Origin of the sequence: Bacillus clarus, from assembly GCF_000746925.1 — a bacterium.
Lineage (GTDB): Bacteria > Bacillota > Bacilli > Bacillales > Bacillaceae_G > Bacillus_A > Bacillus_A clarus.
In genome coordinates, this window is record NZ_JMQC01000009.1 from 137,942 (window position 1) to 159,927 (window position 21,986).

Below are 21,986 nucleotides of genomic sequence, written 5' to 3' on the forward strand. Positions count from 1 at the left end.
TTCTTAATTATTTATTATTTTTTATACTGTGCTTTATAATCTACATATTCTTTTTTAGCGTCTTTATTGTTATCTTGTTTTCTATTAAAATATGTTGTTATCTGTAATGCATATTTTACTAAATTTCCCTCATCGTTCTTTTTCTTGTAGTCTACATCAATACTTAATTCCAGTATCTGCTTTGGACTTTTTGCGGCGTCAAGATGAAGCACAATTGTCGCCCCACTATATTCATCATATTGTATTTTCAGCTTGTCATTAATAATACTCTGAAATTCTGATTCAGTTAAGCTGTATCCAACTGTATTAGGCTGATCAAACTTTTTGATATCATCGCCTGGCTTCATCTTCAATTTCCCTATTCCTTTTAAACGCTCCACAATTAAGTTAACGTAAGAAACATCAACATTGGAATCGTTTTGTACCTGCCCATTTTTATACATAATACTTGTACTATAAACGGTTTCTTCTTTATAATTTTCGTTTGTCCCTTTTTCCTTTTCATTCTCTATATCAGTAGTAATTTCTTGTGTTGTACCTCCATATAAACTTTTATCCTTCGTATTATATACACCTTTCGTATTTTGATAGATTCTTTTAACGTGTCTTCCATCTTCTTTTTCCTCATACGTACTATATATACCTCTTTGTGTCACACTCGCATACCCATCATCACTTGCAGACATAACCTTCGTCATATCTCCTTCTTCCAAAGCCTTTACAAATGGTTCATACTCAATTTTCGTTTCTCCAAAACTACATCCGCCTAATAAAGACGCAACTATCGTCATAATAATCATCCCCTTACCTTTCTTTTTCTTCATACCGTCACCTCGTTCGTTACTCTTGGCATTTTCAGTTTGATTATGCTTCCTTTTACATAATAGTATACTTCATCTTTTCCTAAAGCTGGTTCGTTACTTACATACTTGATGCTGAAAATGCTTTGGTCGTTTAGAGGCATCGCGATAATTGCTGTTGTTAGTTTACTTCGCATTTTCATTGGCAATGCATCTCTGTTTCGGTCCATATATTCATGATGCCCAGCAAAGATAAAGTAGATGCCTACTGCACGAGATGAATCTATTAAAGTTGCTGCCGTTACGTCGTCGATGTAAACAAGTCGATTCAATTCTTCAACATTTGCGATAATAATGAATTGTTTTGCGAATGTTGGTGTTTCTCTACCTTCTTGTCTTGCTTGTGCTAATTCATTGGAACGTTCGCGAATAGTTTCCATCCACTGCTTGAGATGTGTATTTACATCATTTTCTGCTACGATGTAATGGGTCACATTCTCTTTATATTGAACAAATCCGTATTCGCTTGTATCTACTAACGTTACACTTTCAAAATAGTCTTTATTCGTTTGAGAAATGATACTTGATACGACTTGTTTTCTTATACTATCGTCTACACTATAAATCATTAAGTGGTCATTTACCGCACTATCATGGGCAACAACTTCCACTTCTTTAAAGTCAAGACCCATTGGAATTCGTCCTAATTGTAATGCTTGTTTCACTTGTTTATAGTTACGATATGTCATTAAATCAATTACTTCTGGCATCATTGGAATTGCTTTAGGACGCTCTCCTTGCCATGCTTCATCCATTTCATTTGCTTCTTGTTGTAACAACTGAATTTGCTGCAATTCATCTTCTGCTGTTGTTGGTAATGCTGTTTGGAATAATGTAGGATTTTCTAGTTTTATCAGTGCACGTCCTGTAATTTCTTCAATCTTAATATCAGATCGTCCTACAATACTTGATACTTCACTATGATCAATCATGTACAGACAAGGTTGTACCTTAATGTTATTGTATAGTTGAATGCGTAGTGCACTTTGTCTACCAGCACTAATCAATGTATGAATTCCTACACTTGCACCTTCTCTGACAACTTGCATCATAAGCATTTCAAACTCTTCGTAAAATCTAGCTTCTTTTACCGCATCGTAATTATCAATTGCTACAATGATATTCGGAACTTTATTTCCGCTAGCTTTTTCATACATTTCTAAGCTTGCTACGTCATATTGGCTTAACATGCGCTTACGAGCTTTCATTTCTTGATTTAATCGTTCTACTAACTTCAAGCATTTTTCTGTTTCGTCAATTGTAATTGTATCCGCCACATGAGGTAATCCTTTTAATGGTAAAAGACCATTTGTTCCAAGATCGATTAAGTACACATGCAAATGCTCCGGACTATGCTGACGCGCCACATCCATAATAACTGTTTGTAAGAACGTTGATTTTCCGTATCCTGGACTTGAGAAGACTGCAACGTGACCGTCTTTACTTATGTCTAACGTAAGCGGTGTTTGTGCTTGTAGTTCAGGCTGGTCTAGTAAACCAACTGTTGCTTGTAATGGTTTCTTTTCACCTGACCATGCTTCTTTAAAGTTTACTGGATGTAAGTCTTGCAAGAATATTTTCTCTGGAAGCGGTGGTAACCACGGTCTTGGTAATGCTTCAATTCGATTTTCTTCTGTGTAATCATGAATATAATCGATAACCGCATCAAGTTCAGTCGGTACAGTTGTGATTTCCGTTTTGTTTCCGAGTCCACTCAAATCCTCACTCAAAATCTCATACTGCCCAAGTTCATTAATCGCATAAATCGTCGTATCTAGTTGTTCTTGGTCCTCTTTGTTTTCAATATAATCCGCTCCGCTCCATGCACTTTGGAACAGTTCATAGATTTCGTTATTTCCGACTTGTAAGTATGCGCGGCCTGGCAGTGTAATTTCTGCGGCATCTGGTGTTTTTAAGATTTCGTTACTGTCGGATGCGTTTTGTACTTTTAGTGCTAATTTGAATTTGGAGTTACTCCAAATTTGGTCATCTACGACCCCGCTCGGTTTTTGCGTTGCTAGGATTAAGTGGATTCCTAGGGAACGACCGATACGTGCCGTTGATACTAATTCTTTCATAAATTCAGGTTGTTCTGATTTTAATTCAGCAAATTCATCTGAAATTAAGAATAGGTGCGGCATTGCTTCTTTCGCTTTGCCTTGTTTGTATAGTTTTTGATATTGATTAATATGGTTTACATCGTATTCGCCAAATAGGCGTTGACGTTTTTGTAATTCTGCTTTAATCGACGCAAGGGCACGCATACTTTGAGCGCCGTCTAAGTTCGTAATTGTTCCTAATAAATGCGGTAAGTTCTTGAATAAGTTCGCCATTCCGCCGCCCTTATAGTCGATCAGTAGGAATGCGACTTCATACGGATGGAAGTTTACCGCTAAAGATAAAATGTACGATTGAATAATTTCTGATTTACCAGACCCTGTTGTACCTGCGACTAATCCATGCGGTCCGTGTGCTTTTTCGTGTAAGTTCAAGTTGACGATGTCATCTTTACCACGTAAGCCGAGCGGTACAGCTAAACTTTTAAATGTTTCGTTTTTCGCCCAGCGAGCCTTAATGTTTAGTTCATGAATTTTTTCAACGCCGTACATTTCAAGGAATGTAACACTTTCTGGAATACTGTTTCTTAAGTTCTGCAAGTGATTCAGCGGTGCTAATGCACGAGAGAGCTCTTCTTTATTGAAACCATCTGGGAAGTGATCGAGCGTAAAGTGGCGATTCACTAGTTCACCTTGTTCTAAGATAACATTCCCGTTTTTCGCATCGCGAATATCAATAACTGTTTTCACATGTTCCGGTAAACTTTGCATAACATCTTCTACAAAGATGAGAGATACACCAAGTTCGCTCGGGTCTTCGTTAAAGAACTCCATTACACTATGATCTAAAATTAGTTTTTCATCTGTAATCGATACAACGTAATGAGGTGCAAAATACATTTTTTCATTGGAATTGCCTTTCTCTTCTAATGCTAATTTGCGCTCCTTCAGGATTTGATACAAACTGTTCAATACTTGATCTCGGCTTCGATCATGATACACGAACCCACGAACATTAATATCTCGTAAACTCGCATGCGGTAACCAGCGCATCCACTCCCAGCTTGCTTTTTCTTCTTCTGGGAAAATCGTAATGAATTGTAAATCATAATAACTATGAAATAGAGCTGTTTGCATAACGAGCATTTGCAGCTGTTCGATTACTAATTTTCGTTGTCCGATATAACCTACCGGGCCATTCACTAAGTCAGTCACAACTGGTACATTCTCTAAACCCATATATTGCGAACGTAAGCCACTTGCAGCTTCTATTAATTCATCTTTGTTTTGCGTAAACTCTTCTTTGTTAAACTGAATTTCAAAACTAGAATCAACACGGCCCAATCCAACGCGATATGTTAAAAAATCATGGTGGAACATTGTTTTTTCATAGATTTGCGAATCTACTCTTACTGCCATATCACGAATTTGTTCAATGTTTGGATAATGATAATCTAAAGCATGCCTTTGCTCTTCACTTGCGGCATACAATTCTTGCGTTTTCTGCTTCAAATAATTTTGATAACTTTCATTCCGTTCTTTCATATCAATTCTGTATTTCTTTAAATTCTTTAAATATGTGGTTAATGCAATAATTACTGTTACCACTGTCATCCCGAGTGATGCGAGAATAAAAATCCCGCGTGGCTGAAAGATTGAAACGACTACCGTCAATACAATCATCACAATCGGCGGGACAATCATCTGTGCCAGTTGTTCACTTGGTTTTGACGGTAGGTGGGATGGCTTTCCAATCGTGATCTTTTCTTCTGGCTCACGGTAAATAATCCGCGGGGAACGATGATAATTCGGATATTCTTCACCTAAATCATTATCAGCTTCAATTAAAGGTGTTAATTTTGATGTAACGCGATTAGGTGAAGCTAATATTTGAATATCTTCTTTCCCAACTTTGATTGTTACACCATCAAAATACAGTTGATCGCCTGGGTCAAGCATTACCTCACCAGTCATGCGAAAAAAGTTATGATATACATAGCCGTCATTCACAACGACTTTAAAACAATCTCCCAATGTTTCACGGATAAACAGCAAGTTAGCAGCTGTCATATTTTTAATTGTCACATCATCGCGATCCGTTGCGCCAAACGAAATACTATACTTGGAAGCCATGTCATACACATACTCTTCTCCTGCATCCGTTAAGTAAAAATGCATTTGTTTCTCTTTCGTAATATCTAAAGTCACATGTTCATTTACATGTAATGCTTCATCCTCAAGTTTCCATGCTTCGCCGTCCCACTTCACCACTACACGCGTTTCCAAGTCCGCGTAAGTAACTGTGTCGGACCATTTATTTCCGATTGTGACTAATTCACGTTTTTTCGGATTAAGATGACATTTATGCAGTTGATTACCGTAACTAATTGTTAGTAGTTGTACCATCTCTATCTCCCGTTTCTTTTATTTTTATTTCGTCTGATGTCTAGTTCGCTTTATTTCCTGATGGGTTTTTATTTGATAAGTCATCTGCGGAATTTGTATTATATTTTTTTTGGTAATCTTCCAATTGTTTCTGATATTTCTGTACTTTTTCTTCACGCGTCGAACCAGTCAACTTAGGATCATTTTTCACTTGTTCAATTTGTTTAATTAATCCGTACATAATCAATTGCGGATCATCGATATATTTCGCAAGATCTAAAGACTTAGAGAAATCTCCGCGCCCATTGTAAATCCAATATAATAAATAATTTTTATCACTTTTTAGGCTCACGTTCTTCATAATTGCTACTTTTTGATCATCTGTTAGTTTTTCTGCCTTTACGTATGAAGAAGCTAAAACATATTTAGATGCATCCGGTAGTTTTTCAGGATCCTGCTCCTTTAAAGTGCTAATTACTTTATCGTAGTCTGTCGCCAAGAAATTCTTATCTGCTTCTAACAATTTATTTTGATAAGGCATTTTTACAAAACTGAAATAGCCAAGCGGTACTGCGAGAACAATCGAAGCAACAATCATCAAAATGGATAATCGTTTAAATAAACGGAATCGTTTTTTTGACACAAGCTGCATATTTTTCTCTGTTGTCGTTTGTTCTCTTCTGTAATGATCATTTAACAACTTTACAAGGTCATCAAATGTACCAGCCTCAACGACATTACGTTCGAATGCTGTATCTTTTGCATTGTTCAATGAACCAGAATACAATTCATCAAAACTATATTTCTTCGAGAATATTGCGACAACTAAACATTTATACTGACGTAAAAACTTCTCATCATCTAAGCGATACGGTGGTACAATATCACGGATACCACGATAAACTAGATAGGGCATATAATTGTCATCGAATACTAGATTGTCTGGATGAAGGAAGAAAGTTTTTCGCGTTTGTAAGCACTCTTGAAAACGAGCAACATTAAGCAATAATCGTAATTTATCGTTCTTTCCTAGCTTGTGTACATCTTCCCATTCCTTTGTATATCCCTTAACGTTGAACTCAAATGTAAACATATCTTCATGATCTTCTACTGTAGCCGGTACAAAGAAATTAGATTTTTCTGTGATTAACTCTAATTGCCGCATGTCCTTCACACGCGTCTGTGATTTCGATAACTTCAATTTCCGTATATGCTCAGTCGTTTCAAATAGATACTGCATCGAATCTAGCTGAATCGTTCTTTCTGTCATAGTCTCTTACTCCTCTTTTTCATGTTCTTTTCTATATAAATTCATTTTGATTTTTCAACATATAAGTCGCTGCTATGTAGAAGTGATCCACTCTTGCTTTCTAGCTTTTTTTTTGACAAAAGCAGTAACTGACCGCTTCTATGCACGGTCAGTTACTCTCACCTAACTAAAAAGAAAGATTTTTAATTCTACAAAACTTTTAATATATCCCCGTCCGTTACCTGATAATCAATTAACCGATCATCGTCAGTGAGTAACAGTTCTTTATTAACAACCTTAATAGCGCAGCGAGAAACTTCTATCACATCAAGTTTTAGTGCTTCAGCAATGTTCATGAGCAGCTGTTTGACGGGCTGATGGGTCGGGATACGCAGATCATATAAGCTGCTATCCCATTTACTAAAGTCAATTGTGACATTAATATGTGTTTGTCCTGCCATACTTCCTTCTCCCTTACTGCCAAATTTTCCGTATTACAACATAAATGCCGCAGCAAATTGCTAGTACTACACCAGATAGGATTCCTATCATTTGTGTACTGATAGGTTCCGTTTCTAGTTGATTAGTTTTTTGGTCAACGTTAACAGCGTTGCTAACCGTATAATTTTGAGCAAACAAGCTGTTTTGTCTGTCCTTCACAGTTGTATCCTTCTTGTCTGATGTTACAAACAATGAGTCATTTAATGCTTTCGTTTCGCCCTCTATTTGTTTCTGCTTCTCTTTAATTACATCTTTTGTTTGTTCTTTAAACAAGTCTGGTGCGTGTTTTTCAAGCTCAGTTTCTTGGGTCTCCTTTTGTTCTTTTTCGACTTTTTCCTGTTTTATCTGTTCCACACGATCCGTTTTCAAATCCATCTTGCCGTTATGATCAAGATAGCTACCCGTATCAGCGTAAAGGGACGACGGAGCAAGAAAAAGCAACAAAAAAGCAGTAATGAAACTAGCTCGTATGAGAATCAGCTTCATATTCATCCCTTTCTTCTGCCCGGTATTTGCGTATGACGAACAAGTTTACCACAAAGCCAATAACGACAGCTGCCATTAAACTATACATAATAGTCGACCAATTTGCTCGGTCGTTTGCAAAACCAGTAATCATACTCTCAATATATTGAAGCGGTGAAAATTCACGTATTTTAGCAGCAGTCGACATTTTATCAAGATTCAACCCAACTGCATCTGTCAGGAACAGATACAGGCTACACGTGGCTAGCAAAATAAACATTCCGATCATTTTCATTTGGCGTAATAAGTAGCCTGAAATGAGAACTAGCACTAACATAATGCTGGTAAACATGCTGATCCATACTAGGAATTCTGCATGATTAATTTTCAATAAATAGCCTGAAATACCGCCTATTAGAATCCCCTCAACTATTCCAATACCAGCTTGAACAGTCGTAATTGGTACGTTTTTCAGTACCAATGACATCTCTTCCTCAAAAGCACTTTTTTCTATGCGTTTTCGTTCTTGGTTTGAAATTACATAAGCTGTAAATAGAGAAACAATGAAGCAAATCAGTACTAATAAATATGGTGTAAACGTATCTGCGGCTACAACAACACCATCGTTTTTCTTTTGGACTGGGTTTGCAAGGAAGCTATATAAGTTTTCGTTTTGTCGTTCGCCAACGCGACTGTTTGCGAGAACTTTCGTGAAATTTTTCAAGTAATCTTTATCATCAATTAGTTTCTTACTTAGATCATTCGAAAGCCTTGTCGCCTGACCAACTAGCGAATCTCCACTATCTTGAATCGTTTTCGCTTGGTCATCGATATTATCAAACGTTTTATACACATCGTCAGCTGATATTAAGTTACCCTTCGACTGATCAGCGAGTGTCTGACTTTGTGTAAAAATAGACTTGAATTCCCCGTCTAACGCAAGCGTCGCCGTTTGTTCACCATCACTATTTGTCACAACTTTCCCTTGTTGATCGATTAGTTTATTGCTTGTTTCACGCCATGTTGCTAAATCTTTTAACGTTTGCGTAAGATTCGTATTCATCGCGTTTGCTTGCTCAGTTGTCTGCTTAATTACTTCTGTTAAATGTGTAGAATTTTTATCTGCTTCATCAACCAATTGAAGATAAGCATCTAATTTATCTTTCAAATCTTTTGTTTGTTTCTGTACTTCTTCTGTCGTTTGCTTAGCAATGTATTCCGCTAATAAGTCAAGCACATCGCGTTTGTTGAACAGGTAGTATAATGAATCTTGATGTGATTCTGTTAAATCCGTAAGTGATTTTTGATTAAAATCCTCCGGTAAATCGGCTGATGCCTCAAACCCGTAATACAAGTTATACATGTTAGATAGTTTTTGATAATTTTTAATCGTATCTTCAACTGCTTGTACAAGCTTATTAGTCGCATTCGGATCTAACGACGACATAACTTGGTGAGTAATGTAATTATTATTTACAGGTTTCCATTCCCCTTCTGTATTCGTCTCTTCATCTTTTGTAGGGGGCTGTTCTGTTTGTGTCTCTCCATCATTTTTTCCTGTCTGGCTACCACCATTTTGCGTTTGACCGTCACTTCCACTTGTCTGGCTACCACCATTTTGCGTTTGACCATCACTTCCACTTGTCTGGCTACCACCATTTTGCGTTTGACCGTCACTTCCACCTGTCTGGCTACCACCATTTTGCGTTTGACCATCACTTCCACTTGTCTGGCCGCTACCATTTTGCGTTTGACCGTCACTTCCACCTGTCTGGCTACCACCATTTTGCGTTTGACTGTCACTTCCACCTGTCTGGCTACCACTATTTTGCGTTTGACTGTCACTTTTCTTTACCCTCTTCAAAGGATTTTGATTAGTAATCGTACGTGATTGACCTAGTATAGGCGGTTCAGTTGGTTTTGGTTTCATGTCAGATGATGGGTTATCAATGACATAATCTGTATCCTCTTGTGTCAAATTCCAACTCCAAGTTACAGGCTCAAAGACAGAAATATTACTGTTAGCATTTTTTAAACGTAATGTCGCTTTAATTTCGAAATCGCCTTTGTCTGTAGCTGGTAAAACAACTTTTTTATTTTCAAGGTACTCCTTTGTGTAATCTGCTTCATTTCCGATAACCAGTTTTACACTTGTCACTTCATAATCGTCTGGTACATTTAATGTGATATATTGCCCTTCTTTTTTCGTAGCTGGCAATACTGCTTTATCGTTTACTTCAACACCAGATGTCGTCAAATTATCCTTAATTTTTTTTATCATTTCCACCATTGGAATAGTATCTGTACCTCGCGTAGGTGTATAAAGTTTTTTCGCATTATATTTATTTGTGATATCAATAACATTTTCCAGTTCTTTCTTCGTCCCATCTGATAAACCAATGTTTTGAATATCATCTTTATTTAATGACGGTAACTGATTAATAGCCTCTTGAATCTTTTGATTCGCATGATTATCCGGTGCATCAAAGAATTTATTTAAATATACGTCTTGATGACCCTCAGAAGAATTTGAAATTTCCTGCTTTAGCTTTTCAGTTATTGATGCCGTAAGCCCTGGTCCTATTGTATTTGCTAACTCAGTGCTGTAACTGCGAATTTTCGCACTGTTATCACTCAAATACTTTTGCATACCAGCTGAATCCGATAAAATATTAGGCTGCTCTTCTTTCAACTGAAATTGATTGTAAATTACTTTATTCGCTAATTCTAAATTAGCAAATTGTTGCACTATATCTGTTGTATTCATACTTTGGTCAAACTGAGTCAACTGTGTCGTGAAATCCTTTAAGACAAGGCCATTTGCTTCCTTCATTTTATTAAAATCACCAAAAGCTGTCTGACTGGTCTGATTGGATTTCATACCTTCATTCAAATTGTTGCTAAACCCATTTAAAATCTCTTGTAATCCTTTAAAACTACCTTTCGCTACACCCGTTTGATCTTGAACACTTTTAAACTGCTGTGTGTAACCAGCTAGCGGGCTATGAACCTCTTTATTGTACACATCGGTGTAAGTTTGTTCTTTTTTTACAAGAGTTGTAATGTTATCCTGCGCATTTTGCAAGTTTCCGATAATGCTAGCGAAATAAACATCGATAATTCGGCTGTTGAAATCTCCAAGTATCGAACTTGCTGTTTTTTCTGCTTCTGCTTTTACATCATTATTACCAGTTGTATTTACCTTGTAGTTAAGCGTCACCTTTTCCGGCGCATTCGACTCAATTGATAATGCTTTTTTGGAAAAATCGTTCGGAATAACGATCATCATATTATAGACGTTACGTGCTAGCCCGCTTTCTGCTACCCCGCGGCTAACTACATACCAATCGTGCGTATTATCTTTTTCCACACTCGTAATAAATTCATTACCAAATTCAATCTTTTTGCCACTCAGGTTTGCACCTTGATCTTCGTTAACCAGCGCAACCGTCATCTTTTGTGTATCTTTATCACTCTTTCCTTTCTTCACTTGATTCAGTGCTAGAAAGGAGGTTCCAGTAGACAGCGCAAGCGTCAGTATAATAAAAAATACTATGCTCCACTTTATTTTTTTCACACATCACCACTCCTGCTAGTAAAACTCTTTGTCTGTATACTGTTATTCGCTTACTTCTAGTAGTCGCGAAAACGGATACTCCTTTTCATACCCACAATAAGGTGAAACTTTCATTAGTAGGAGCTTTACTATCCGCTAATGCGGGAGAGATGCAAACAAATTTCAAGCTACCTTATACTTTTTTTACTAAGCATTTATATTTATTTTGTAGTATAATCCCAAGAAAAATGGCAGTATCTCTCCCTTTTTACAAATATTCCTAATAAATGAGCCACGCAGCACTTGCTGCGTGGCTCACTACTCAGAGAATTTACTCGCGCCCGTTACTATGTAAAGCATGAAAAATCCCCTAATCTACTAACAAACATCACCGTAATTAGCTAAGTCCAAAATTACGGGATAAATCTTCATCATGTCGAGCCACAGCATCTGCTGTATCCTTCAATTGTCTTTCGATGTCATGTAGTAATTGGGCAAAATTTCTTACCTTCGGTGCTAATTCGATAAATTGTCGGTCAAACCCTTCGAATGCACGACCTTCCCATTCTCCGCGTAAATCTGATTGTAAGTTTGTTAAATCGCGTAAAATGTCCTCAATTTGTTGACCACCATTACCATAACGAGCTGCTTTTGCTTTAAGCTCCTCTGGGCTCATACGAATTTGTCCAGCCATTTATATTCCCCCTATCAATTTGTAAAAATTGTAAAAAAAAATTTACTTTTACTTACTGAATTATAACAATAAGTAGAATAATTGAAAAGAGATTTTCACTTTTTTGGATATTTTTATCATATATTGTTTATTTTTTCTTATTTATATATAAAAATAAAGTAATATTTGAAGAATTCCAAATTGAGGATTTGAAACGGAGAGCTTACTGCCCGTTGACTCATCCAGACACAGATAAAAGATAAATCATGAGCTAAAAACCTACGCTTTCGTTGTATAAAGACTAATTTCCTAGCAAGTTCTTCTAAAGATGAGAAACTAAAATGCTGATGTAGCTCTTCAGTAAATAATTATAATTCATCTTGAATCGAAAGCTTCATAAAAACACGCCATCCTTTGTAATTTGTTCCATGAAAAATGTATTAGGGATCACCATACACATCCATCAACTTAACGAAATTAAATACCCCAAAAATGAGAAAAATGACATCTTCAGGTGAAAATGTACAAATTTTGGTTCTGGTGCAAAAATCATTTGATAGAGACAGAGCAACCTACATAGTCTGTTCAACGGCAGATTATGATGCAATTCCAAACAGTTTATGTATGAACCTAACTTCATTTTGGGCAGACTTCACCTGTGGATGAAGTTGTCCTTTTTTCATCATATGCATGGTTTCAACGCCACTCAATATAGAAGTGGCTGTTTCATATGACTTGAATCCTAACATAGAACGCACACGTTTCTTAATGAAACGGTGATCCTGTTCCACTATATTATTGAGATATTTAACTTGCCTTAGTTGTATGCTTTCAGGCGTACGTTTCTCTTCTTTTAATTCTTGAATTGCTACAGCATAGGCAGGGTTCTTGTCTACTGTTATAACGCGAGGTTTACAAATATGAGAAGCAGCCAAGGCTTTCTTGAAAAAGCGCTTGGCTGCTTGTTTATCTCTTGATTCACTGAGATAAAAATCAATAGTATTCCCTTCTGAATCGACTGCGCGATATAAATACATCCATTGTCCTTTTACTTTCACATACGTTTCATCGATTCTCCAAGAATCATTTGTTGTCTTAAGATGACGTCGTACTCTTTCGTCTAATTCAGGTCCATATTGATGCACCCAACGCATAATGGTGGTGTGAGCAATAGACAAACCTCGTTCCTCCATCATTTCCACCAAATCACGAAAACTTAGGTTGTACCGTAGGTACCATCTTACCGTTAATAAGATAATATCAGGTTGATAGTGCTTCCATTTGAACAAATTTTCCTTTTTCATACCGATCACACACCTTTTTTAGAGTAATAGTATCAGTATGTCCAAGATTTAGAGATTATTTGCAATTTCCCTGAAGTTTTTGCACCAGAACCGAAAATTGCATAATTAAAAAAATGAAACCCGTTAGGGTTTATTTGGTATGCGTATTTTTTAGAATATACTTCTATTTTAAGAATGTTCTAACCCGGCTGAACCAAATTTCAGTTTGTTTACACTCTTAAGTTGATGGGCATGGGGTCTCGCCAGCATTTTGGAAAAAAACACGTTAAACAAAAAATACAATAAGCCGTCCATATGGACAGCTCATTTACATAATTTTCGTTAGCGGAAGTCAAACTAAAAAAGCCTTATTCAACTCGCGTTGAATAAGGCTTTGTGTTTCTCTTCATTTTTTGTTTTGCACAAAAGCATCAATAGCTTCTATAGCTTTTTCTGCCCCGCCGCTTTTTTGAAAACTTTCATTAATTTTTTTGATACCCTCTTTATAGATCTCGTTGGTCAGCACCTCTTTAACGGCATCCTTTAACGTTTCAGGTTTCAAATTATCTTTTGATACTCTATAGCCGGCATTAAGCTCAGTCAGACGCTGCGCCACTGTAGGCTGGTCCTTGTCATGCGGGATAACAACCATTGGGATATTGAAGTGGATAGATTCATTCACGCTGTTCATACCGCCATGGGTAATAAAGACATCCGTGTGCTCGAGTACCTTTAATTGCGGTACATATGAAGAAATGATAAAGTGCTCGGGAGCTTCTTTAATTTTTGTCATATCTACTCTTTCACCGGCAGCGATGACAACTTTTCCTTTGAAATCAGAAAATGCATCAATACATGTATTAAAAAACTCCTCTGTACGGTCAAGAACCGTCCCCATCGAAATATAAAGGACTTGTTCATCCTCTAATGCTTCAAAGGGAAAGCTACCCGTATAAGCCCTCTTTGGGAATGTCGGTCCGATAAAGATATTTGAATCATCGAATTTTTCGCTATTAGGCTGAAAATACCGGCTCGTAAATACAATCGTTAATTCCGCCGCATTATTCATAAACTGAGCCGAGCTCTCCGGCTCTACGCCATAACATTCTTTCATTTGTACCATTAACTTTTCAGCTTCTTCATCAGGTTTAAATCCGGATTCTGGAGATAAAGGCATGTTTTTAAGAAATTCTTTTGGAAACAAAAAGGATGCTGAAGAGCAAACTCCCGGAATTTGCAAGTAATCTCTCACTAGTTGCCCTGCTCCAAATTTTTCATAAAATAAAAAGTCAAAATCAATATCCTGAGATAACTGTTTTGTGATATCCAAAGCGTCCAATGAAGTTTGAATTTGAATTTTCAGAAAGTTATTTAAACCGGCATTCGAATACGGATCAATGGATGCTTTACTCAATAAATCAGGCTGAAGATGAACCGTTGCGCCAACTTTTTCTAAACGTTCTTTAAATTTTTCAGTTGTAATATAGTGAACACTGTCTCCTCTTTCCGCAAAAGCTTTTACAATGCCCAAAGTAGGATTGACATGCCCTTCTGCTGGAAAGTTAATCATTAAAATGTTTGCCATCCGAATAACACTCCTTGTCTCAATACTTGCAACATATTAACTCTCTTACTCCTCTCTCTTTGACTATTAAGGATACAAATAATCCCCCGCTGCTCTAGCCATTGATTCTACCTGCAAAACCAGTTCAGAAACCCCTTGAACCTTAAGCTTTATATTTCATCCCCCATTTGTTAAATATTAATTAAATGATAACAAAAAAAGGAATTTTTAAATCATACTTAATAATGAAACTGATTCATACTTTAGACCTATTTTATTTATATAAAACCCGATATCGGAAGTAAATTTAAGTTGTTTTTAGAGTAGGTATAGCTAGTATAAATTCCTGAATTGCGCGCCTGAATTCTTCTTTGTTTTCTAAATAAGGATGATGCTTATCTTCTAAAATAGCAACGGACATATTAGGAAAATTAAATTTTTTATAGTGATCTGGTCCAACAGCATCATCATACTTGCCACTAATTACAAGAGTTGGTACTGAAATTTCAGTTGTGATTTGAGTATAATCTTGAAAAAACTCAGGATCCGCATGTACATATTTACAAAAATCAGGGCGGTGTTTAAGTTCTTTATCTAAGCTTTCTAAGACTTTAAAGTTTTTTCTATCCGTGAACTGTAAATCATAATACTTTCCCATTTCTAGCAGTTTTTCAGCCATTGCAAAGAAGTCTTTATAGAAAGACTCGATTGACTCATAAGAGTTCAAAACATTATCTTCTTCTAACCAGCTTCTTCCTACATTCATTTGATGCAAGTTTGACTCTCGCTTGTTTAGTGTACAATTAAGCAAGATTAAACTTAAGACATTGTCAGGGTGTTGTTTGGCCTAGTTAGTAGCTAAAATACCACCAAATGAGTGTCGGGTATCTTTGCCCATCCCCCAAAAAAGGGTGATAAGGCGGAAAATACCAATTTCATGTTAAAGGGATACGGCAACGATTACTTCTTTTTTGAGCCACTCATCAAATTTTGTTGTAACAAAAAGGTATTTTAATAATAATGTTACGGATTATTTTTGATACAGTATTTTGTTACAGCTAGTTCAACGGTTAGGGTATTTCATATTTTCAAATATAAAACGTAACAAAAACGAACGTTTATGTTACAAATCGAATAAATAAGGTTGAGTCCAAAATACTATACAACTAATATGGAATATTTTGTCTTAATCCTCCTTTTCGGGGGATGGGCAAAATCACCCAGCTTGCAGAAGAAAATAAGCAATTGCGTGAAAAAGAAAATGAAAAGCTTACTGATTACTTCATGAAGTTATAAAAATAGGACCGTACATATTAGACATATCTAAAATGTACGGTCCTATTGTTTACTAGTGGTTCACTTATCTAACCTAAAGATAAGTATGTGGTCCTTTTACAATTTGAATTTCTTTTTAAGCTTCTTATATTTTCTATATGAACGTCTAACAATGTTTAACATGAAATACGGTATTTTAACAGGGAAAGGCAATTTATAAATGAAAGGCAAGTAAAATGTAAAATATGCCTTTTCTAGGTCTCTCCACTTACTATCTTCTTTTGTTTTTAAGAAATCAGATACATCGACTACATATCCCCTTCCGTTTTCCATCATCACATTTTTCCCGTGAACATCACAAGGAGTTAATCCTTGTTCCCTTGCATACTCTAAAGCTTCATTGATATCAAGGATTACCTGCTTAGGAATTTTAATCCCCTTATGAATAGCATCGTATAAGGTAATTTCTTTTAAACGTTTCAATACTATGAAATTTTCTCCTTTATATATAAGCTTCGAATAAGAAGGATGATTTCCGATTCTTCGGTATACTTCTGACTCTTTTTCAATTCCTTCTCCTTCTCGCGCGTAAACTTTCACTATCCAATCTTTGTATTCTTTGTGCATAAATACTGCGGCATAATTACCTGTCCCTAAACACTTCCAAAGTCTAGGAATATCTTTAACTACTACAGGCTCGAATTCATCCTCACTTCTTATGCTTACCTCTTTTAATAATTCATCCTTTATCAATCCCACAAAACTATTTATACTCATCATTTCCACTCCGGTTTTGTTAAAAGGGGGCCCATCCACATTTTAAAATGAATATGTCAAAACATATACAATTTAATTTTCCTCATACTGTTTGGCAAGTTTATAAAATGAGGAACGTTTGATGCCATACTTTTTCATAGCTCCTACGGCTGTAATTGAACCAGATTTCCATTCCTTGTAAGCATCCATAAATTCTTCTGTTATTTCGACAGGCGGACGTCCTAAACGTTTACCTTGCTTCCTGGCAAGAGCAATTCCTTCAGCTTGACGTTGTTTAATATCAATGCGTTCTTTTTCTGCAAATGCTGATAATATGGTAAGAGTTGCTTTTTGAATTGCACTTTGAATGACATCATTTGTGCTTTCCCCAGTGTAATTGACATTAATATAAGGTTCTTTTATAAATTGTAAATTTACTTTATGTTTTTCATAGTACCTAAATTCTTCTAATGTATCATTCATATTTCTCCCAAGCCTTGTTAGGGAGTCAAACACAATAGTATCTCCTGTACGAACAAGACGCTTTAGCATTTGGTAACTCTCTCGCTCCATATTTTTCCCAGATTCTTTATCAATGAAAATATCCCGATCTTCGATCCCTAAATCCTTCATATTTTGAATTTGTCGTTCTTCGTTTTGATCTTTACTTGAAACTCGTACATAACCAAATTTTTTATGTTTCATATGTACACCTCACTGGTAATTATATCATTTATGTCTGTAAAGGTATACGAAATAAATAGATGTCTGTAAAGTGAGAAATGAACATTTATGGACGTGGTTTTTTATAGTTTTCTATATATCTGTAAAGGTATACTTTTGCGGACATGTAAGGGGTGGCACGATAACATGAAAGGAATTATAGTTTTAATATATACCAAACCCACCTATCTACTGCGCCTATAAAAGTGGAGTGAACCTTGCACTTCGGACCTTTTATTATGTAGGAAGATTTTTAACGATAGCTATTAAAAACAGGTAACTCAATGAGTACAATGCATTACAACAAAAGAAAGGAGGAAACAAACATGGAAATCAAAATGAGTGACAAAGTAGCATTAGCTGTAATTTCTGCTATTTCTACTGGAATCGGGGCATTAATCATCAAATTATTAGGTTAAAACAAAGGAGTGATGGAAGCCGCAATGTAATTTCCACCACCCTCTTCATCATCTTGTATATGAAATCGTCGATAATAGCATTGATGAAGCGTTCGCAAGATATGGCGACGAAATTAACGGTGCCACAAAAGAAAACTTCTTATTGGTCGTAAGTTTGGACCAGTTGTATACAAAACAAGTGGTGGTTTACACGGTGTTGGGGCATCAGCTGTAAAAGTATAGTTGAATTTATTGAATAAAAAGGACCTATTATCCCTTAATGTTGGTGGTCAGTTTGGCGGTGGCGGATGTTTCTGGTGGTTTTCATGGTGTTGGGGCATCAACTAAAAAACAATATAAATCCTACAAATTCAAACTAGGAAAATGCAAACAACTAACACTACAAATCCAGTCATATCAACGAAAAATACCTATTATGTGAAATGAAAATAAAGTTATTTAATTTTAAAAGCTCAAACAAGCATACCCCGTTCTAATTTAGGACGGGGTTAAAAATAAAGTTGTTTAATTTTTAATTTAAGATACTTCACTATCCTAAAAAATATAACAATAAAGTCGTTTGAAAATCTAAATTTTATTGAACAATCGCTCCCTATACTTAAGTAAGGATTGTACTTTTATAGCAACTTCTTTTGGTTTAACTTATTTTCATAAAAATGTTAATATTAGTGAAAATAACTTATTAATAAGGGGACTACTAAATGACGAAGATTGAATTTGGGATTCTAAGTAGCGAAAAAGATGAAAAAGCAATTGTTAAAAATATCAATGATTATTTAGCGTCTCTAAATAGAACATTATCCAAACAAAAAAACAAGAGTATGCTTGACGCTCGGCTTCCTTATATTTACAAACATTTTTATTGGAACCTAAATAAGGCAGAGAGAGTTTATTTCGAAATTTACCCTAACAAAGATATAGAAGGAAAATACAGATTCGAAACAAAGAAGAATTTAAACTGGATAATCTTTTTTAATAAACTAGATCTAGTAACGGGAGTTGAAAATCAGGGAAAATATATTAAAGATATATTAGAAGCTACCAAGTTTGAATTTCAATTCCTTAAAGAATCTCTTGAGAGCGTAGAATGACACTATTGAGGTTCAAGTTTCTTTAAAGGAGTTCCTCCATTAAATGGATCGTTTGATGAATAGTATGACTAACATTTTTAAGGCCTTTATTATTTTTCAAATGACTTTATTAAAAATTAAACAACTTTATTATCTCTGTACAATTGTTACCTCTCTATCCTTCCTAAAATAAAAAGCATGGAGCCATAGTATTGATTAAGCGATGTAGAGATTAAAGAAAACTAAACAAAATATTCATTTGAACGGAGAGAGCCCCCTTATAAGAAAATAAGGGGACATCTTGTTATAAAAGGCATCAGTACATATAACAGCACTATTTTGCTGGTCAATACCAACAACAGTCATATAGCTAGAGAGTAAATAACCATCTTCATAATATGTAATTAGTATTTCTTCTTCAGATAATAAGGAACATAACAACATGTTCTCAATTAGTTCTTTTTCTTCATCTGTTAAGATCGGCCGAGTTACTTTGTTTTTCTCTTTGATGATTTCACGAATGCCAGCAAACTGTTCAGGTATTGCTGCAATAGGAAGTAATTTGTCTAACTCCTCTTTATGGTAATTCATTTTGTAAATCCTTGTATTTAAATGTATAATTATATAAAAAGTTCTAAAAATTTGAATCGAGGTGAAATCATGAGAAGTTTTAGTTCATTATTGATCTCTACTATCTGTACAACAATCCTTTTAGTTTGGAATTCCCTTTCTTTCTATACTGGATTCACAACAGGACATACATACTACTGGGTTAACGGTATCATAGCCTTGGTTTTCCTTCTATTCTTTGTCTTAAATATGCGGGATATCATCAAGAAAAACTACAGAACATCAGGACAATAGGAGTTGATACATATGTGGGAAAGATTTAAAAACTATAAGTATTCCTCAAAGGAATTAAAGTTCATGCTTTGGTTATTTGGTATTACTTGTTTTGTACACTCGGTCGCTTTCTTTGGTGGACTATTTTCTTCCGAGTTTCTTTGGTTTAAAGGTCTTTGCGCTATTGCAGCATTACTAGCTTTTATGAATGTTAAGCGGAAAATCAATAAGTATAAGATAGCATTGTGAAAAGGAGCCATTACAGGTTCCTTTTTTCTATGCAAAATAAAAAAAGCAGCGGACTCGACACTTTAATTAATCAACTTTAAATCAATATCTACAATATAATAATTTATAAAAATTATAAGCATAGGTAAATAGAGAAGAATGTAGAATTCTTATCTAATACACTATTTTTTCATTTTATTATAATTAATTATAATAAAATGAATTTCACGTTATCACTAACTATAATTCTTAGAAACATGCAAGGCACTGACATTCTGACCATGTATTTTTGAAATGGTTTTAAATTGTATATTTTTAAAAAAAATGAGGTATAATTTTTTTTGAAGAGCAATCTGTAAGTCCCATTAAAATATGTGGTAATTTTACATGGGATATGCCATACATATTTGAAAAAGAGATAATGCACGGAATGAAAGTGTTCTTATCTCTTTTTTACTTATATAATGAAGAAATTAATTGGGAAAAAGTAAACAAACAATCATTTGAAGAATTTGGGGCATCAATGAATATAAGGTGTACTATTCTTTCAGACTGATACTTTATTCCTTACAGTATCAAAATAAGGCGCTTTAACAAAGATATGGATTATTTAATTAATGCCTACTTTATCAAATTCCATTTTTATTATGTATTTTCTATATAACAGAGGGAAAAGCACCTTATTTGGATGCTTACTTGGACTTATCTCTAAATAACATTAAAGGAGACATGCCTATGTGATCATGTCCCTTGATGCTGAGAAACATCATCTACAGTTTTATCGCCATTCGACAATTTCATCGAGATTTTGTCTTGTTTTTGGGCGTTTGGGATCCGCTTTCCGATATCCGAAAGCGACCATACAAGCTAAACCAAAATCGTTGCCGTCAATGATACCCTCATTTTGCAAAATAGTGGTTACCTGCTTTTTATTGTAAATCCGCGTTTTCCTGACGCTACCTCATGCCCATCAAGTTAAGAAAAGTAAAAACCTCCAAAAAGAAAAAATTGGCGGACATAATAGAAACGTTTTGAATTGTTCTTCTTCAAGTTCTTTTTTCACAGCCACTTCTGGAATCAATGCAAAACCGATTCCACATTTCACAGACTGTTTGATTATTTCAATACTTGGAAACTCCAGTGCATTGTTCCCTTCAATTCCAGCCTCCTGCAAAAGCTTACTAGCTTGTTTATGGGTATAAACAGCTTGTTCCGAAACTTATTGCTATTTCACCATTTAGAGTATCCAATCCGTGAGATTGCACTTTTTGCAACAAAACCGTATTTTTTATTATTAGCTTGTTGACAATATAGCGGGCCCCTTATTTGATTTTTCCATAACCGGCAATATGTTGCTTCCAATAAGAATTATCTAGCTTAGCTGCACTTACTCCTTTTGAACTACTAGAGTTATAGAATGTATTGTTTCCAATGTACATACCAACATGTGTAATTCCTTGTTTACCCCCATTTGTTCCTTTAAAGAACACTAAATCACCTGGTTGAAGAGCGCTTCTGCTGATACGCTTAGTAAAATCATATTGCTGCTGGGCACTACGTGGCAATTTAATCCCTTGTGTTCCATACCCCCATTGCATTAATCCTGAGCAATCAAATCCAGTTTTGGGGCTATTCCCACCATATTTGTATGGTTTTCCTTCATATTTCTTCATTGCCGCATAAACCTTTTGAAATTGGGAGGTAGTTATGGATTGAATTTCTAAAGATTCGATATTCATAGTTTCAAAATTAGTTTGGATTGTTACCTCTTCAATTACAGGAACGTTACTTATTTCTTCTGCAGAAGAAAAACTGTTTCCAGTTCCAACTACCATTCCAAACGCTAAAGTTCCTGCTATAATTCTTTTCATAATTTATCCCCTTTTTAAGATATTTTTACAATTAATTAATTTTCTACCTTTTTTTATCAAATCCTCTAAATAAAATAAAAAAATATCGAATTGTGTTGCAAAACGCAAACAATTATGGATTTTAGGGACCACTTTGGGAGTAAACTCCATAATTTGATGACCACTGTCATGTCTTGTATAAAAATGTCGTTTTTTTGAAATTTTCTGT

The 21,986-nt window shown here is 35.3% G+C and carries 18 protein-coding genes and 3 pseudogenes; 4 read left to right on the plus strand and 17 right to left on the minus strand.

The genetic code is table 11. The annotated features are described in order from the left end of the window. Positions 1-14 precede the first annotated feature (14 nt). From DJ93_RS27430 to DJ93_RS27485, 13 genes and pseudogenes are all read right to left on the minus strand, one after another. Positions 15-824 carry a DUF3952 domain-containing protein gene (locus DJ93_RS27430; protein WP_042984576.1) on the minus strand — a complete coding sequence of 270 codons (810 nt, stop codon included), beginning with the start codon at positions 822-824 and terminating at the stop codon, positions 15-17. Next, the gene (essC, locus tag DJ93_RS27435) at positions 821-5,323 is read right to left on the minus strand and encodes a type VII secretion protein EssC (RefSeq protein ID WP_042984577.1); all 4,503 of its coding nucleotides are present in this window, start codon (positions 5,321-5,323) and stop codon (positions 821-823) included. Before essC ends, DJ93_RS27430 begins: the two co-directional genes overlap by 4 nt. Positions 5,324-5,363: 40 nt before the next feature. Then, positions 5,364-6,572, minus strand: a complete 1,209-nt coding sequence (essB, locus tag DJ93_RS27440; protein WP_042984578.1) for a type VII secretion protein EssB — start codon at positions 6,570-6,572, stop codon at positions 5,364-5,366. A gap of 188 nt (positions 6,573-6,760) precedes the next feature. Next, positions 6,761-7,012 (minus strand): EsaB/YukD family protein, encoded by a 252-nt coding sequence (locus DJ93_RS27445; protein WP_042984579.1) that lies wholly within the window; start codon positions 7,010-7,012, stop codon positions 6,761-6,763. A 13-nt stretch (positions 7,013-7,025) separates the two neighbouring features. Beyond that, the gene (gene essA, locus DJ93_RS27450) at positions 7,026-7,538 is read right to left on the minus strand and encodes a type VII secretion protein EssA (protein ID WP_042984744.1); all 513 of its coding nucleotides are present in this window, start codon (positions 7,536-7,538) and stop codon (positions 7,026-7,028) included. Further along, positions 7,513-11,094, minus strand: coding sequence for a type VII secretion protein EsaA (esaA, locus tag DJ93_RS27455; RefSeq protein WP_042984581.1), 3,582 nt, complete (start codon positions 11,092-11,094; stop codon positions 7,513-7,515). The genes essA and esaA overlap by 26 nt, the downstream gene beginning before the upstream one ends. A 376-nt stretch (positions 11,095-11,470) precedes the next feature. Beyond that, the gene (locus DJ93_RS27460; protein ID WP_042984583.1) at positions 11,471-11,767 is read right to left on the minus strand and encodes a WXG100 family type VII secretion target; all 297 of its coding nucleotides are present in this window, start codon (positions 11,765-11,767) and stop codon (positions 11,471-11,473) included. Between the two features lie 200 nt (positions 11,768-11,967). Then, positions 11,968-12,144: pseudogene (locus DJ93_RS34165) on the minus strand (IS4 family transposase); the annotation flags it as partial. 198 nt (positions 12,145-12,342) lie between these two features. Then, a complete protein-coding gene (locus DJ93_RS27465; RefSeq protein ID WP_042984585.1) occupies positions 12,343-13,050 on the minus strand; it encodes an IS6 family transposase in 708 nt (235 codons plus the stop codon). Positions 13,051-13,435: 385 nt separating this feature from the next. Continuing rightward, positions 13,436-14,614 (minus strand): macrolide family glycosyltransferase, encoded by a 1,179-nt coding sequence (locus DJ93_RS27470; protein ID WP_042984586.1) that lies wholly within the window; start codon positions 14,612-14,614, stop codon positions 13,436-13,438. A 286-nt stretch (positions 14,615-14,900) separates the two neighbouring features. After that, positions 14,901-15,368, minus strand: a complete 468-nt coding sequence (locus DJ93_RS27475) for an alpha/beta fold hydrolase (RefSeq protein ID WP_241484390.1) — start codon at positions 15,366-15,368, stop codon at positions 14,901-14,903. A 617-nt stretch (positions 15,369-15,985) separates the two neighbouring features. After that, the gene (locus DJ93_RS27480; protein ID WP_042984588.1) at positions 15,986-16,645 is read right to left on the minus strand and encodes a protein kinase family protein; all 660 of its coding nucleotides are present in this window, start codon (positions 16,643-16,645) and stop codon (positions 15,986-15,988) included. Positions 16,646-16,717: 72 nt separating this feature from the next. Beyond that, complete coding sequence (locus DJ93_RS27485; RefSeq protein ID WP_042984592.1) at positions 16,718-17,329, minus strand: recombinase family protein; 612 nt, start codon at positions 17,327-17,329, stop codon at positions 16,718-16,720. 480 nt (positions 17,330-17,809) lie between these two features. Here DJ93_RS27485 and DJ93_RS34170 point away from each other — a divergent pair. Continuing rightward, a pseudogene (locus tag DJ93_RS34170) lies at positions 17,810-17,979 on the plus strand (hypothetical protein); the annotation flags it as partial. 488 nt (positions 17,980-18,467) lie between these two features. Next, positions 18,468-18,857 (plus strand): hypothetical protein, encoded by a 390-nt coding sequence (locus DJ93_RS27490; RefSeq protein ID WP_042984594.1) that lies wholly within the window; start codon positions 18,468-18,470, stop codon positions 18,855-18,857. 234 nt (positions 18,858-19,091) lie between these two features. Here DJ93_RS27490 and DJ93_RS27495 read toward each other — a convergent pair whose 3' ends face one another. Then, positions 19,092-19,427, minus strand: coding sequence for a YolD-like family protein (locus DJ93_RS27495; protein ID WP_042984597.1), 336 nt, complete (start codon positions 19,425-19,427; stop codon positions 19,092-19,094). 69 nt (positions 19,428-19,496) lie between these two features. Here DJ93_RS27495 and DJ93_RS34175 point away from each other — a divergent pair, with 69 nt between their 5' ends. Further along, positions 19,497-19,700 (plus strand): hypothetical protein, encoded by a 204-nt coding sequence (locus DJ93_RS34175; RefSeq protein WP_080743750.1) that lies wholly within the window; start codon positions 19,497-19,499, stop codon positions 19,698-19,700. Positions 19,701-19,712: 12 nt separating this feature from the next. Next, positions 19,713-19,928: a hypothetical protein gene (locus DJ93_RS27500; RefSeq protein WP_042984598.1), complete on the plus strand. Its 216-nt coding sequence runs from the start codon at positions 19,713-19,715 to the stop codon at positions 19,926-19,928. Positions 19,929-20,685: 757 nt separating this feature from the next. On the opposite strand, the pseudogene DJ93_RS34930 reads toward DJ93_RS27500, so the two are convergent. The 3 genes and pseudogenes from DJ93_RS34930 to DJ93_RS27510 all read right to left on the minus strand — a co-directional run. After that, positions 20,686-20,817: pseudogene (locus tag DJ93_RS34930) on the minus strand (NAD(P)H-dependent oxidoreductase); the annotation flags it as partial. Between the two features lie 60 nt (positions 20,818-20,877). Continuing rightward, a complete protein-coding gene (locus DJ93_RS34180) occupies positions 20,878-21,081 on the minus strand; it encodes a LysR substrate-binding domain-containing protein (RefSeq protein WP_042984599.1) in 204 nt (67 codons plus the stop codon). A 148-nt stretch (positions 21,082-21,229) separates the two neighbouring features. Further along, positions 21,230-21,778, minus strand: a complete 549-nt coding sequence (locus DJ93_RS27510; protein WP_042984601.1) for a C40 family peptidase — start codon at positions 21,776-21,778, stop codon at positions 21,230-21,232. Positions 21,779-21,986 lie beyond the last annotated feature (208 nt).